Source organism: Arthrobacter sp. 05T47 (assembly GCF_056395825.1).
In genome coordinates this window covers 1-13982 of record NZ_JBFTKG010000055.1, presented here as the reverse complement: position 1 = coordinate 13982, position 13982 = coordinate 1, and the positions used below count along the sequence as shown (strand labels likewise).

The 13982-nt window shown below is 65.2% G+C and carries 17 protein-coding genes; 8 read left to right on the top strand and 9 right to left on the bottom strand.

What is annotated here, in order from left to right:
* From AC1DEY_RS21615 to AC1DEY_RS21600, 4 genes are all read right to left on the bottom strand, one after another.
* On the bottom strand, nucleotides 1-367 hold a 367-nt coding region (locus AC1DEY_RS21615; RefSeq protein WP_476869779.1), incomplete at its 3' end, for an NAD(P)H-binding protein.
* Nucleotides 364-1119 carry a carboxymuconolactone decarboxylase family protein gene (locus AC1DEY_RS21610; protein WP_476869778.1) on the bottom strand — a complete coding sequence of 252 codons (756 nt, stop codon included), beginning with the start codon at nucleotides 1117-1119 and terminating at the stop codon, nucleotides 364-366. The genes AC1DEY_RS21610 and AC1DEY_RS21615, both read right to left, overlap by 4 nt.
* Nucleotides 1120-1266: 147 nt before the next feature.
* On the bottom strand, nucleotides 1267-1893 hold the full coding sequence (locus tag AC1DEY_RS21605) for a DedA family protein (RefSeq protein WP_476869777.1): 627 nt from the start codon (nucleotides 1891-1893) through the stop codon (nucleotides 1267-1269).
* A 71-nt stretch (nucleotides 1894-1964) separates the two neighbouring features.
* Entirely contained in the window at nucleotides 1965-2357 is a 393-nt protein-coding gene (locus AC1DEY_RS21600; RefSeq protein WP_476869776.1) for a VOC family protein, read from the bottom strand.
* Between the two features lie 184 nt (nucleotides 2358-2541).
* Between AC1DEY_RS21600 and AC1DEY_RS21595 the strand changes: the two genes are divergently transcribed.
* Nucleotides 2542-3528: an aldo/keto reductase gene (locus tag AC1DEY_RS21595; protein WP_476869775.1), complete on the top strand. Its 987-nt coding sequence runs from the start codon at nucleotides 2542-2544 to the stop codon at nucleotides 3526-3528.
* 871 nt (nucleotides 3529-4399) lie between these two features.
* Here the strand turns inward: AC1DEY_RS21595 and AC1DEY_RS21590 are convergent.
* The 3 genes from AC1DEY_RS21590 to AC1DEY_RS21580 all read right to left on the bottom strand — a co-directional run bounded on the left by AC1DEY_RS21590 (nucleotide 4400) and on the right by AC1DEY_RS21580 (nucleotide 5754).
* Nucleotides 4400-4792, bottom strand: coding sequence for an SHOCT domain-containing protein (locus AC1DEY_RS21590; protein WP_476869774.1), 393 nt, complete (start codon nucleotides 4790-4792; stop codon nucleotides 4400-4402).
* A gap of 214 nt (nucleotides 4793-5006) precedes the next feature.
* Nucleotides 5007-5162, bottom strand: coding sequence for a hypothetical protein (locus tag AC1DEY_RS21585; RefSeq protein WP_476869773.1), 156 nt, complete (start codon nucleotides 5160-5162; stop codon nucleotides 5007-5009).
* A 115-nt stretch (nucleotides 5163-5277) separates the two neighbouring features.
* Nucleotides 5278-5754: a VOC family protein gene (locus tag AC1DEY_RS21580; RefSeq protein ID WP_476869772.1), complete on the bottom strand. Its 477-nt coding sequence runs from the start codon at nucleotides 5752-5754 to the stop codon at nucleotides 5278-5280.
* Nucleotides 5755-5943: 189 nt separating this feature from the next.
* On the opposite strand from AC1DEY_RS21580, the gene AC1DEY_RS21575 reads away from it, so the two are divergent.
* A complete protein-coding gene (locus AC1DEY_RS21575; protein WP_476869771.1) occupies nucleotides 5944-6387 on the top strand; it encodes a DUF3054 domain-containing protein in 444 nt (147 codons plus the stop codon).
* 88 nt (nucleotides 6388-6475) lie between these two features.
* Entirely contained in the window at nucleotides 6476-6757 is a 282-nt protein-coding gene (locus AC1DEY_RS21570) for an Lrp/AsnC family transcriptional regulator (protein WP_441408952.1), read from the top strand.
* Between the two features lie 101 nt (nucleotides 6758-6858).
* Here the strand turns inward: AC1DEY_RS21570 and trpD are convergent, their stop codons facing one another.
* Complete coding sequence (trpD, locus tag AC1DEY_RS21565) at nucleotides 6859-7920, bottom strand: anthranilate phosphoribosyltransferase (protein WP_476869770.1); 1062 nt, start codon at nucleotides 7918-7920, stop codon at nucleotides 6859-6861.
* Between the two features lie 148 nt (nucleotides 7921-8068).
* Between trpD and ctaE the strand changes: the two genes are divergently transcribed.
* The 4 genes from ctaE (at nucleotide 8069) to qcrB (ending at nucleotide 12409) form a co-directional block, all read left to right on the top strand.
* Nucleotides 8069-8707 carry an aa3-type cytochrome oxidase subunit III gene (gene ctaE / locus AC1DEY_RS21560; RefSeq protein WP_230009034.1) on the top strand — a complete coding sequence of 213 codons (639 nt, stop codon included), beginning with the start codon at nucleotides 8069-8071 and terminating at the stop codon, nucleotides 8705-8707.
* A gap of 85 nt (nucleotides 8708-8792) precedes the next feature.
* Nucleotides 8793-9581 (top strand): cytochrome bc1 complex diheme cytochrome c subunit, encoded by a 789-nt coding sequence (gene qcrC, locus AC1DEY_RS21555; RefSeq protein WP_441408954.1) that lies wholly within the window; start codon nucleotides 8793-8795, stop codon nucleotides 9579-9581.
* Between the two features lie 100 nt (nucleotides 9582-9681).
* Entirely contained in the window at nucleotides 9682-10755 is a 1074-nt protein-coding gene (qcrA, locus tag AC1DEY_RS21550) for a cytochrome bc1 complex Rieske iron-sulfur subunit (protein WP_441408955.1), read from the top strand.
* Nucleotides 10733-12409 carry a cytochrome bc1 complex cytochrome b subunit gene (qcrB, locus tag AC1DEY_RS21545; protein ID WP_476869769.1) on the top strand — a complete coding sequence of 559 codons (1677 nt, stop codon included), beginning with the start codon at nucleotides 10733-10735 and terminating at the stop codon, nucleotides 12407-12409. The genes qcrA and qcrB overlap by 23 nt, the downstream gene beginning before the upstream one ends.
* Before the next feature lie 157 nt (nucleotides 12410-12566).
* Here the strand turns inward: qcrB and AC1DEY_RS21540 are convergent, their stop codons facing one another.
* Nucleotides 12567-13358: a GntR family transcriptional regulator gene (locus AC1DEY_RS21540; RefSeq protein ID WP_441408957.1), complete on the bottom strand. Its 792-nt coding sequence runs from the start codon at nucleotides 13356-13358 to the stop codon at nucleotides 12567-12569.
* A 262-nt stretch (nucleotides 13359-13620) separates the two neighbouring features.
* On the opposite strand from AC1DEY_RS21540, the gene AC1DEY_RS21535 reads away from it, so the two are divergent.
* The gene (locus AC1DEY_RS21535; protein WP_476869768.1) at nucleotides 13621-13914 is read left to right on the top strand and encodes an HPr family phosphocarrier protein; all 294 of its coding nucleotides are present in this window, start codon (nucleotides 13621-13623) and stop codon (nucleotides 13912-13914) included.
* Nucleotides 13915-13982: the final 68 nt, after the last annotated feature.

Sequence of the window (13982 nt, the reverse complement as noted above, 5' to 3'; positions counted from 1 at the left end):
GGTGGTAGGCGCCCGTCCGGTTGGTGACGCCGATCGCCGTCATCAGGGCGATGCGCGCCGTGCGCGACCCCAGCGCGGACAGCAAGTTTCGCACCCCGCCGTAGACGATGCGTTCCGCCGCGGCTTTGCCGCCGTGGGAACCGTGGGTCAACACGCCGGCGTCGATCCCGGCCACGGCCGCGGCCAGGGTGTCCGGCCGCGAGAGATCCCCGAAAACCACTTCGGCCCCGACAGGCAGTTGCCCGGCCTTGCCAGGATCGCGGACCAGGGCACGGGTGAGGTACCCGTGCCGGAGAGCCGCTTCGACCACCAGATGCCCAATGCTGCCGGTCGCACCAACAACAAGGACGGCGGTGGGGTTACTCATGCCGGGACGACTTCGTTGAGGACCCGCAGCGCGTTGAGCGTCCGGGGGTAGCCGATGTAGGGCAGCAGCGTGGTGATGACCTCCAGCAACCGGGCGCGGCCGTTGCCGACGTTGAGGTTGGCGGCGACGTGACCCCTGACCTGCGGCTCGCAGCCACCGAGCGAGACGAGCATCGCCAGGGTGAGGAGCTCGCGCGTGGGCACGTCGATGCCGGTGCGGGTCAGGTGGTCGCCAAAGCAATTGGCGGAGAGGTAGCGCTGGAAGTGGCTCTCGTCGTCGGCCGCCGAGGCGTGCATCGCATCGATGACGTCGGCACCGGCGATCACCTTCTGGACGGCGAGGCCCTTCTCCGCGCGGTCGGCGGGCGTCGTCGTGGACTGGCCCGGCAGGGGCAGTTCGATGCCGCGTTCGGTGAGGACCTCGTTCGTTGCCTGAATGAAGTCGAAGACCTTGGCCATTCCCACGTAGGGGACGGCCTGGTAGACGATCTCTTTGACTTCGACCGGGCTGACGCCGACGGTGAGCGCCGCGCCGAGCATCACCCGGTATTGCCCCAGCGCCTGCGAGGCGATCATCGACGCGAGCTGGACCATGAGCCGGGTCCTCGTGTCCAAGTCTCCGTGGCCGAGCACTTCGTCGAAGGCGAAGTTGCCGAAGGACTCGATGAGCTCCGGGTCGGTGACGGCCAGGGTTGAGACGTGCCCCGGGAAGAGCTCGTCGAGGTTCTTGCGGGCTGCTGCGCTGATGGCCATTGCTGTCCTGTCATTCAGAATCGGGGAAGAGACGCTYGTAACKCTCACCTGCCCAGCAAACTGCAATCAACGCGAATGAGGGAGTGCCCCYWGCTACGAGTACTGCCAGTACCCCCTTCGCGGGCGCCCGCGRGCATGGGGAGAAATTTAGCGGACGCCCGGAGCTCCCTCAGCTTTCCGCCGCCGCCTGCGAACCTGCCAGATAATCAGGCCAATCACCGCCAACACCCCGACGACGACGGCGATATCCCGCCCTACCGCTTTGGCCACGGCTTCATAGGAGTTACCGGCCACGAACCCCAACAGRACGAASCCCACACCCCAGAGAATGCCGCCGGCGACGTTGAAGGCGAGAAAACGCGGATAGGGCATCCGGGCGGATCCGGCCAGGGCCGGCATCACGGCCCGAAAGAACGCCACAAAGCGTCCCAGGAAAACGGCAGCCCCTCCCTTGCGGCGGAGAAAATCCTGCGCCTCATCCAGTCTGGTTCGCTTCTTCCGAARACCCCGCAACTCAAGGAATCTGGGGCCCAAGTGCTTGCCAACCTCGTATCCCACCGAATCCCCTACGACAGCGGCCATGACCACCAGGACCATCATCAGCCACAGCTCGGCGTTTCCGCGGCTGGCGACGACTCCGCCCAGAATCGCAGCAGTCTCCCCCGGGATCACAAAGCCCACAAACAGCGCGTCCTCGGCGAAGACGAGGCCGGCCACGATCACGTACGCCAGGAGGGGCGGGACGTTCAGGATATTTTCGACAAACTGCGTCATCGTGGCCCTGCTTTCAGACCGATCCTCGTGCTGCCGCGGCKGGCAGTTGACGCCTCGGCGGGCGGCKGTGCCTAAGGCTGAAGGACTTCCSTGGCGTCTGGCCGGGTGGCTTCCTGGAGGACCCAGCGGTTGCCGTCAGGGTCACCGAAATAGGCGAACAGGACCCCGCCCATGTCCTGGACCTCGCTGATCTCCGCCCCCCGCTCGAGAAGCTCAGACCGCGCCGAGGCCATGTCCGGGACCACCAGCTGCAGGCCTTCCAGGCTCCCAGGCTGCATGCTGGTCATCCCTGTGCCGATGACTATGGAAGTGGCGGAACCAGGCGGGGTGAGTTGGACCACCCTCATGCCCGGTATGTATTCCACGTCGTGGTCCAGGACGAAACCGAGCCGGTCGGTGTAGAACGATTTGGCTTTGTCCACATCGGCGACAGGTACTTGTACGACCTCAAGGCGCATCTCCATGCGCCTCACAGTACCTCSTCTTGCGCAGRTGGCTCCTTCGATTCMCCTATGTGTCTCCGATCAGCACGYTTTGGGGGATGCCCTGCCAGTACACCTTTCATCAGGGACTCCCATACAGTCCCTGGGGCAGGTTGACTGGAGGCGCTRGGTCCACACCCCGCGCACAACAAACTGAGGAGACACGATGCACACGCGAACTCTCGGACARGGCCTGCAGGTCTCGGCYGTCGGCCTTGGCTGCATGGGCATGTCACAGGGCTACGGCCCGAACCCCGGCGACCGCCAGGCGATGATCACGGTGCTCCGCGACGCCGTCGATCTCGGAATTAGCTTCTTCGACACCGCAGAGGTGTACGGCCCCTTCGTCAACGAGGAACTGGTCGGTGAGGCGCTGGCCCCGATGCGGGACGAGGTGGTGATCGCGACGAAATTTGGCTGGCGGATCGARGACGGCAAATCGGTGGGACTCGACAGCTCCCCCGAACGGATCAAACGGGTCGCGGACGAGTCGCTGCGCCGGCTGCGCGYAGACAGCCTCGATCTYTTCTACCAGCACCGGGTCGACCCCAATGTTCCCATCGAGGAAGTGGCMGGCGCAGTGGGCGAACTCGTCCAGGCCGGCAAAGTCCGCCACTTCGGGCTATCGGAGGCCTCAGCCACAACCATCCGGGCCGCGCACGGAGTCTTCCCGGTGACAGCCGTCCAGAGCGAGTACTCCCTCTGGACACGCGACCCGGAATCGGCGGTGCTGCCAACGCTGGCCGAACTGGGTATCGGATTTGTACCCTTCAGCCCYCTCGGCAAAGGCTTCCTCACCGGCACCGTGAATCCGTCCACGCCATTTGCAGACGGCGACATCCGGGGCACCATCCCGCGTTTCACCGCCGAGAACCGGGCCGCCAACCAGGCACTCGTGGACCACGTCGCCGGGCTGGCCGCCGCCAAGGGCGCAACTCCCGGCCAGGTGGCGCTGGCGTGGCTCCTGGCCCAGCAGCCGTGGATCGTGCCGATCCCAGGCACCCGKCGCCGGGTGCGCCTCGAGGAAAACRCGGCCGCAACCGCCGTCGCGCTTTCCGCTGACGAGGTCGCAGATTTGGATGCSGTAGCTGGCCGGATTGGTGTGCAGGGWAACCGCTACAACGACTTGCACATGGGTCTYGTGGGGCGGTAGCAGGCAGTCTTCGCACTGATCGCGACCTGCWAWGWCSKGCAGGGYGGGYTTATTCTTAGCGATKAAGASCAGTTGTCCGGTTCAGTGTGCACCGGATTCTGCCGTACCGGGATGATGGGATCTGAGGCTCGAMAATGGACGTTGCACACGCCGCACGGATGCCAGCCCAGATTCRTCGCGGTGCTGCGCATGGCTGATTCCGGCGTCCAGACCGGGGCCGGCAAGGACGGCGGTGATCTGTGCTCTCCTTTCCTGGACGAGCTGCCTATTAGCGGTGCTGCGGTCTCCATGTTCGGCGGCGCCGCCTCGGAGACYYTGGTYTGTGCAACCGATGCWCTGGCGGCCCGGCTTGATGAGCTGCAGTTTGATCTCGGCGAAGGGCCACGATGGGAGGCCCTTCGCAGGCGGCTCCCCGTGCTCGTCCCCGACGTSCGATACMCCCAGCCSTACTCGTGGCCCGTTTTTAGCAAAGCTCTCCTGGAAACAGAAGTCGCAGCGATTTTCGTCTTCCCACTGACGTTGGGAGCACTGGACCTGGGCGTCGTGGAACTTCACCACACAGCGCCGGGCAGCCTCAGTTACGCCGACTCKACGARGGCGGGGGTGMTCGCCRRCCAAACGGCATGGCATCTTCTCCGCAGGGTTCTCGCTGTGCACTCCCCCGACACCGATCCCTCGGTGGATGCTCCCCTGATGTCCAGACGGGAAATCCACCAGGCAACCGGCATGGTCCTSGCGCAGGCAGAAACCACCGCMGCCGARGCCCTCCTGCTGCTGCGCGCGCACGCATTCGCGAATGCGCTGACACTTCGCCAGGCGGCCGATGAGGTCCTGCAGGGCCGACTGAGCTTCGTCCAGGGCAATGAAGAGCTCAGGCCTGGCTCAACGCCTTGGCCTTGACAGCATCGAACTCCGCCTGGGTCAGGGTGCCGGCGTCGAGGAGTTCCTTGGCCTTKGCGATTTCCTGGCTCGGGGACGCTGAGGCGACCGAGCGGATGTACTCGTTTGTGGCCGCTTGCGCCTCCTGCGCGCCCTTGGCCTGRCGCTCGGCCATGCTGCGGCCCCGCGCGATCAGGTACACAAGCACGGTGAGGAACGGCACGAAGACGAGGAACAGTATCCACACGGCCTTGAGCCAGCCGTTCAGGTCACGGTCCCGGAAAATGTCGGTGATGACAGCAAACAGTGCGAAAAGGTAGGCGACGAACGCAAATCCCCAAAAGAACAGCCAAATGACGTTCCAGAATTGCTCCACGGGAGCCATCCTTTCGTTCTGAGGAAGCCCYACTGGCATCCCCCTYAGGCGCCAAAGTAGTCTTCCGGGCAACCGGCGGTTAGGACCATAAGGCCTGAATTTGCCGAGGTCAAGGCCCCATGGCGCCGCGGATGCGGTCTGGACCGGSCCCCGCCTAGCCGATCGCCTTGGCCTTGAGCAGGCGGTGGGGCCGCCGCGCGCGACGGATCCGGACGGGCTGGGACTAGAAGAAGTGCAGCTCGCTGGCCGCGTCAGGGGAAGGATGCACCACGGGGGCCTGGCCGAGTTCGAGCAGGATGTCGTTAATGCTCAACTGGCCGGCCAGCTGAGGATCCGGCTGTACCGGGACAACAGCCTCCGGAACGGCGTCGCTACTCATGCCACGATCATATGTGCCGGCCACTGCTGCACCCGGGGGCCACGCCGATCSGCGGCACTGACAGCTTGGCCAGGGCATTGACTTCAGGGCAGCCGACGCCGGGACCCCAGGCGCGTCAGGCGCCGTCGTAAGCTTCCTGAAGGGCKGCGATGTCCAGCTTGCCCATGGCGAGCATTGCCTGCACGGCGCGCTGGGCGCCATCGGCGTCGGGGCCTCCGATCAGTTCTCCCAGCACGGACGGCACCACCTGCCACGAGAGCCCATACCGGTCTTTGAGCCACCCGCACTGGCTTTCCTCGCCCCCRTCGGTCAGGGCGGACCAGTAGTGGTCAACTTCTTCCTGYGACGCGCAGTCGATGACAAGGGACACTGCCTCGGTGAAAGTGAAGACTGGTCCACCATTCAGCGCCGTAAAGGTGCGCCCGTCGATCTGGAAGCGGACGGTCATKGCCTGGCCGGCGGGCCCGGGACCGGCGTCGCCGTACCGGGAAACATCGAGGATCTTGCCGCCGTCGAAGAGGGAAACGTAGTACTCCGCCGCCTCCTCGGCCTGGTTGTCGAACCACAGGCAGGTGGTGATCTTTTCACTCACAGCGGTCCCCTTGCGTTCGCCCGTGCCGCCGGGTGRCTCCGGCSGCGATCAGTGGCTTGGGACCGAGCCTAGCCCCACGGTGATTTTGCGCACAACGGCTCCCGGCGMSCCGCGGRCYMCTGCYGGAGGAAGCTCACGGCCGCCGCCCCGCCCCGCGCAGCCCAGCCGGACGGGACTAGGCTTGGAGGTATGCCYTCTCCAACCCCGAGCCTCCCCCRCCCCTCAGCCCCGGACGCGCAAAAAACCGGCCTCCGGCCGGCGCAGGCGGCCACCCTGGCCGCAAGCGCGGACGCCCTCCTGATTCTGCTCTTCGCGGCGATCGGTCGCGACGCGCACCAGCGCGGCGAGATCATCACCGGAGTCTTTGCGACGGCCTGGCCGTTCCTKGCGGGYGCGGCMSTGGCATGGCTTGCCCTSCGGCTGTGGCATGACCCGCTGCGSGTGTGGCCSGCCGGCGTCGCCGTCTGGCTMGGAACCGTCGGYGTCGGCATGATCCTGCGGGCCGTCACGGGCCAGACGGTGGTGCTGCCGTTCATCATCGTGGCCCTGCTCAGCCTCGCCGTATTCCTCCTGGGATACCGTCTTGTGGTCGCGGGCGTTCGGCGGTTGCGTTCCCGCCCCCGCAAGGGCTGATGCACTAGGCTTGCWGAAGATGGCAGCGCCCGGGCAAGGGCCGCCGACAGGCCCGCAAACGGCGCAACCGATCCGGAAAGGCTCACACGTGGTCACCGCATTCGTCCTGATCAAGACAGACGCTTCACGCATCCCGGAGACCGCCGAGGAAATCTCCGCSATCTCCGGCATCAGCGAGGTCTATTCCGTAACGGGCGAGTGGGACCTGATCGCCATCGCCCGGGTYGCCAAGCAYGAAGACCTGGCYGAAGTCATCGCGGACAAGCTCTCGAAAGTTCGCGGCGTCGCCCACACCACCACGCARATCGCCTTCCGCGCGTACTCCCAGCACGACCTCGACGCGGCCTTCGCCCTCGGTTTCGAGCAGTAGCCGGCCACTGGCAGCGCAAGCAACACAAACGACGGGCCCGGCAGAATCTGCCGGGCCCGTCGTCGTGGTGGGTGCCTGTGGTCAGGGCCGCCTGAGTTCGCTCAGGCGGACTGCGACAGAGCGACCCAYCTGTCCAGCACGGCGGCCGCAGCACCGGATTCAACGGACTGCTCGGCCCGCTTGAACGCGGCTGCCATTCGATCCGTGAGTGGACCCACAGCGTCGAGGTCGAACGCCACCAGCCCGGCCGCGGCGTTGAGCAGCGCGGCATCGCGGGCCGGCCCCGGCGCGCCGCCCAGGACAGCGCGGACGACGGCGGCATTTGCCTCGGCGTCGCCGCCGCGCAGCTCCTCCAAGGTGGCCTGCCGGATGCCGAGATCGCGCGGGTCAAACATCTTGTCCGTGACCTCACCGTTGCGGATCTCCCACACCCGCGACGGGCCGGTGGTGGTGAGCTCATCCAGGCCATCGTTCCCCCGGAAGACGAGGCCGCGGCTGCCGCGCTTGGCCAGCACTCCGGCCACCAGGGGGGCCATCTGCTCATTGGCGACGCCCACGGCCGAAGCCTGGACRTGTGCGGGGTTGATCATGGGACCCAGGAAGTTGAACGCCGTCGGAACGCCGAGTTCRCGGCGGGCGACGGCGGCGTGGCGCATCGAGGGGTGGAAAACCTGGGCGAAACAAAARGTGATTCCCGCCTCCTCGGCGTTGCGTGCCACSCGGGGAATGGGRAGGTCCAGCCGGACGCCGAGGGCCTCCAGGACATCGGCGGATCCTGAGGAGGACGACGCCGCGCGGTTGCCGTGCTTGACCACCTTGGCRCCGGCGCCGGCCGCGATGAGGGCGGCCATCGTGGAGATGTTGACGGTGTTCTGCTGGTCGCCGCCAGTGCCGACGATGTCCAGCTTCTCACCGGCRATGTCTATGGGGYTGGCATTGGAGATCATCGCCTCCACCAGGCCAGCCAACTCATCCACAGTCTCGCCTTTGGACCGCAGCGCCACCAGGAACCCGGCCACCTGGGCCGGCGTSGCCTCGCCCGACATGATGGAGTTCATGGCCCATTCGGTGCTCCCGGCGGTGAGGTCYGCGCCGCCGATGAGTGCGTTGATGAGCCGCGGCCARGTGTTGCCTGCCGCCGGTGCGGATGCCTGAGAAGTCACCTCCCGATGCTATCGAGGTCGGCCCCGCGATGACCAATGTGAACCCCTCCGGGAACTTTTCCGCGCGAATTCGCGTCTTTGTAGAAAAAGTCCTCCGAAAAGGCGGTTTGCGTTGGGCAGTACGGAGTTTTATAGACATAATGTCTATGTGACATCTGCGACCCATGCCCCCAGTACCCCGGCGCACCCGACGCTGAACCGCCCCAACATGGTTTCTGTAGGAACCGTTGTGTGGCTGTCCAGTGAGTTGATGTTCTTCGCCGGTCTCTTCGCCATGTACTTCACACTCCGTTCGACTTCYGGACTGATGTGGGCCGAAGAGACAGCCAAGCTCAACTTCCCGTTTGCGCTCGTWAACACSATCGTCCTCGTRGCAAGTTCCTTTACTTGCCAGATGGGCGTCTTCGCTGCCGAACGGCTCCAGCCGCGCCGGACCGGCGGACGMTTCAGCTTCACCCAGTGGGGAATGAACGGATGGTTCATCCTGACGTTCCTCATGGGTGCTTTCTTCGTCGCCGGCCAGGCGACCGAGTACGCCATGCTCGTTTCCGAGCATGTTTCGCTGTCCTCCAACGCCTACGGTTCAGCCTTCTACATCACCACCGGCTTCCACGGCCTGCACGTGATCGGCGGCCTGATTGCCTTCCTGCTCATCATGGGACGCTCCTTCGCGGCGAAGAAGTTCGGGCACTTTGAAGCGACTTCGGCGATTGTCACCTCGTACTACTGGCACTTCGTGGACGTCGTCTGGATTGGCCTCTTCCTGGTCATCTACGTCCTCAAGTAGCAGGTTTGACTCTTTTTCTACAAGAGGCAGAATTTATAGAAGCGGCTCCCGGAGCCACCGCAGGATCGAAAAAAGGAACCACCACGTGAAGGCACTCTCGCAGAAGCGACGTCACCCACTGGCAGCAATAGCGCTGCTGCTGATGGGCCTCTTGGTCACGGGTGGGCTGTACGCCGTTGCCACCACCGTCAACCAGGCCAAAGCCGACACCACCACTTACAGCGCAAGTGACGTAGAGGAAGGCGGCAAGCTCTTTGCCGCCAACTGCGCCACCTGCCACGGCATGGGTGCCAGTGGCTCGCAGGCCGGGCCTTCCCTTGTGGGCGTCGGTGCCGCTGCTGTTGACTTCCAGGTCGGCACCGGCCGTATGCCCATGCAGATGAACGGCCCCCAGGCCCAGCAGAAGCCCGCCCAGTTCAACGAGGAACAGACCAAGCAGCTCGCTGCWTACGTTGCCTCGCTCGGCCCCGGCCCGGCCATTCCCGAGGCGGGTGTGCTCGATGAGAAGGGCGACGCCGCTAAGGGTGGAGAGCTGTTCCGCACCAACTGCGCCATGTGCCACAACGCTGCAGCTGCCGGCGGTGCCCTCACCCGGGGCAAGTTTGCCCCGGCCCTCGCCGGAGTTTCCGGTCAGCACATCTACGAAGCCATGGTCACTGGTCCCCAGAACATGCCGGTCTTCAGTGACGCGAACATCTCCCCCGAGGGCAAGCGCGACATCATCACCTACCTGAAGCAGATTGAAGCCAACGGTTCACCCGGCGGCGCAGATCTTGGGGCCCTGGGACCGGTTTCCGAAGGTCTCTTTGTTTGGATTGCCGGCTTGGGCGTCATCATCGCGTTCACGATCTGGCTCACGTCCCGCACTTCGTAAGCGGGCCTTACACCTGTAAGAATTTTCTGCTGACACGTCAGCAGTTCGAATTGAAACCTAACTCGGCAGAAGCCGAGACGAGAGAAGGATGAGGCGAATTATGGGCAACCATAGTGACGGCAGTCCGAACCACTCGGGCACCGTAGCTACGGCTGGTCAGAATGGGGTGGAGAAGTTCCAGGATCCTGGACTTCCCCCGCACCGTTTGCGCCTGGCTGACACGGACCCGAGGGCCGCAAAGAAAGCAGAACGGCAGGTAGCCCTTCTGTTCGGGACCTCGGTCGTTGGCACCCTGATATTCCTGGTGTCGTACTTCGCGATCGATTTGGGGAATGATTCCTCGATCGCCACGATCCGCCTCCAGAATGCCTTGCTGGGCATCGGCACCGCGTTCGCGATGCTGGGCATCGGTACCGGCATCGTCCACTGGGCCAAGGCCCTGATGCCGGACCACGAGGTCTCGGAAGAGCGCCACGCGATCCGAACCGAGGAAGACCGCCAGGCTGCCGTCCGCATCGTTGAYGACATTGTGGAAGAAACCGGCATCAAGCGCCGGCCGCTGATCCGCAACACCCTGCTCGGCGCGGTCGCACTGGCGCCCCTGCCGGCATTGGCTATCTTCGGTGACCTTGGCCCCCGGCCGGACTTCGCGCTGGCCCACACATTGTGGGCGCCGGCTCCGGACGGCAGGCTGAAGCGCCTTGCCCGCGACCCCGATGGCACTCCCATCAAGGCCGCGGAYGTCACCATCGGCTCYGCTTTCCACGTCATCCCGGAAGGGCTGAACGAGCTGAGTGAAGGCAAGCTGAACGAGAAGGCCAAGTCWGTYGTCYTGCTCATGCGCCTGGACCCGAGCGAACTCCACCCTTCCCCGGAACGCGTCGATTGGGCCTACAACGGCATCGTYGCGTACTCCAAGATCTGTACCCACGTTGGTTGCCCTGTTGCCCTGTACGAGCAGCAGACCCACCACCTGCTGTGCCCGTGCCACCAGTCAACCTTCGACCTGACCCAACAGTGCAAGGTTATCTTCGGCCCCGCCAGCCGCCCTCTTCCCCAGCTGCCTATCGCAGTCGACGCCGAGGGCTACCTGGTCGCCACGAGCGACTTCCATGAACCCGTCGGACCGAGCTACTGGGAGCGTGAGCAGCATGTCCTCATCCCTAACGCCTGATGCCCCCGTCTTCGTCGCCAAGACGAAGGGCGGCCGCATCACTGACTTCGTCGACCAGCGTGTTGGCGGCTCCGGCATCCTYCGCGAGTTCGGCCGGAAGGTCTTCCCGGACCACTGGTCGTTCATGTTCGGCGAAGTGGCGCTGTATTCCTTCGTCATCCTGCTGCTCTCGGGGACGTTCCTAACGTTCTTCTTCGATCCGTCCATGGCGGAAACGCATTACGCGGGCTCCTACACGCCGCTGAAGAACGTTGAAATGTCTGTGGCGTACAGCTCRTCCCTGAACATCTCCTTTGATGTCCGCGGCGGCCTGTTCATGCGCCAGGTGCACCACTGGTCGGCCCTGCTGTTCGTGGCCTCYGTGTCCGTGCACATGCTCCGCGTGTTCTTCACCGGCGCGTTCCGCAAGCCCCGCGAGCTGAACTGGGTGGTGGGCAGCGTCCTGCTCATCCTSTCCATGGCTGCAGGCTTCACCGGCTACTCGCTCCCCGATGACCTGCTCTCCGGCAACGGCCTGCGCATCATCGACGGCGTTATCAAGTCCATCCCGGTCATCGGCACCTACACGTCGTTCTTCCTCTTCGGCGGCGAGTTCCCGGGCACCATGATCATCAGCCGCCTGTACATGCTGCACATCCTCCTGGTACCCGCACTCATCCTGCTGATGATCGTGATGCACCTCTTCATGGTGGTTGTGCACAAGCACACGCAGTACCCCGGCCCCGGCCGCAACGACGGCAATGTCGTCGGCTACCCTTTGGGCCCGGTTTACGCGGCCAAGGCCGGCGGCTTCTTCTTCATCGTGTTCGGTGTGGTTGCCCTCATGGCGGCGTTCTTYACCATCAACCCGATCTGGAACTACGGTCCGTACGACCCCTCGCCGGTTTCGGCAGGCACTCAGCCTGACTGGTACATCGGGTTCGTTGACGGTGCTCTGCGCCTGATGCCGGGCACGATCGGGGACTGGAAAGTCGAACAGATCTGGTTCGGCCACATGTTCACGTTCAACGTCCTGCTTCCGGCACTCGTCCCGGCCGGCATCCTCTTCACGGTCATGTTCGCCTACCCGTGGATTGAGCGCTGGGTCACCAAGGACAACCGCGAGCACCACGTCCTGGACCGTCCCCGCAATGCTCCGACCCGTACGGCGATCGGYATGGCCGGTTTCGTCTGGTACTGCGTAATGTGGGCCGCCGCAGGCTCTGACCTCATCGCCACCCACTTCCACGTGGCCCTGAACGATGTCACCTACTGGCTGCGCGCACTGTTCTTCATCGGCCCGGTYATCGCCTTCATCGTGACCAAGCGCGTCGCCCTGGCGCTGCAGCGCAAGGACCGCGAGATTGCCCTGCACGGCCGCGAAACCGGCCGCATCGTGCGCCTKCCGCACGGTGAGTTCATCGAGGTTCACGCCCCGCTGGACGAGTACAAGCGCTACAAGCTCGTGGGCTTCGAGTCGCCGGCCCCGCTGCCCGCGGTGCCGAACGAACACGGYGTYGTGGACCGCAAGGAAAAGCGCCGCGCCGCGCTCTCCCGCTGGTTCTTCGAGGACCGGGTTGCCCCGGCCACKCCCGCCGAGYTGGAGGCCGCCCACGGYCACCACGGCGCGCACGAAGCGATCGAAGCAGCAGAGTCGAAGTCGCTCAGCCACTAAGACGCTGCAAGTAGATAATCGGAAGGCCCGGTCCCCTTGGGGACCGGGCCTTCCTGCATTCCGGAGTGCAACAGCAACGCGGAGATCCTTCTATGGTTGTCACTTGGCGCCCAACCCAGGGGTTTCATGGGCGCAAGGGACCCYGCGTTGGTCTGGGTTACGGGCGGTACCCCGAGGCGTAGTTGCGCGTGGGCCGGACGCCGGGGCGCTGCAGGGGCACCCAGAGCTTGTAGCGGTCGGCCCGGTAGTAGGACACGGAGTAGTCCACCATGGCGCGGGCCACGAACGCGTGGCGCTGGATCTTCAGCAGCGGGGTGCCGACCTCGACGTTCAGGAGCCTGGCCGTCGACGGCGATGCGGCCGTCGCCTCGATCATGTCCTCGCCCCATTCCATGACCAGCCCGAAGCGTTCGCTGAGCACGTTGTACAGGGAGGTGGGCGGTTCGCCGTCGAGCAGGCCGGGAACCCGGTGGGCGGGGATGAAGTTCTCGTCCACGCTCATGGGCTCGTTGTCGGCCAGCAGGAGCCGCCGGAACCGGACCAGCGGCGTCCCTTCCTCCAGCTGCAGCTCACGGGCCAGGAAGGCGCTGGCGGCGATCTGCTCGAAGCTCAGGACCTTAGCAGCCGGGACCATGCCGCGYCGCTGCATCTCCTCGCTGTAGGAGGTCAGCTTGACCTGGAGATCGAGTTTGGGTTTGCGCACAAACGTGCCCAGCCCCACGACGCGTTCAATCACTTCCTCGCCCACCAGGGCATCGATGGCCTGGCGGACGGTCATCCGGGCAAGGCCGAAGCGCTGGGCAAGGTCCCGCTCGGACGGCAGCGCCGATCCCGGCGGGCAGGCGGCCGCGATGTGCGCACGCAGGATTTCCCGCAGCTGGACGTAGATGGGCACGCCGCTCTCACGGTCGATCTCGCCAATCATCCTGGACGCGTTAGAGGACGCCATGGTTCWGCCTCCRGTTGGGCTCCGGCGCGGGTAARACACTCATATCTCAAGGGTAAGCCCGTTGCCCGGCAGGTCTAGACCACCGRGCCGTCTCATGTCGTGCCAGCCCCTCCCCCGCGGCTACCCTTGAAGTTGCAGACTGCTGACGGGCAACGGAGCCCGCCCGGTCTGATGAATCCCCGCCGTCCCGACCAGTCCGTCGTCGATGGCACCCGTCCACTTGCAGCACCTGCAGAACCAACACCAGCATGAGGGAGTCCCGTTGCCAGTTCGCAAGGCAATCGTCACGGCCGCCATCGGCCTCCACGCCCGGCCGGCGGCCGTATTTGTCCGGGCCGTCACGGCCACCGGACTCCCGGTCACCATCAGCAAGGACGGCAGGCCCGGCGTCGACGCCCGYTCGCTGCTGGAAGTCATGACCGAGGACTTCGAGTGCGGCTGCGAAGTCGAGCTGGCCGTCGCTGCGGAGGCCCTCCCGGCCCTCTGCAGCCTCGCAGAGGCGCAGACCGCACTCGAGGGGCTGGGCGTCCTTTTGGAGTCGGCAGCAGCCGCCTGACACTCTCCCGCGCACAACCCGCGCGTCCCGGGCGCATACGACGGCGGGCCCCACCATTTGGTGGGGCC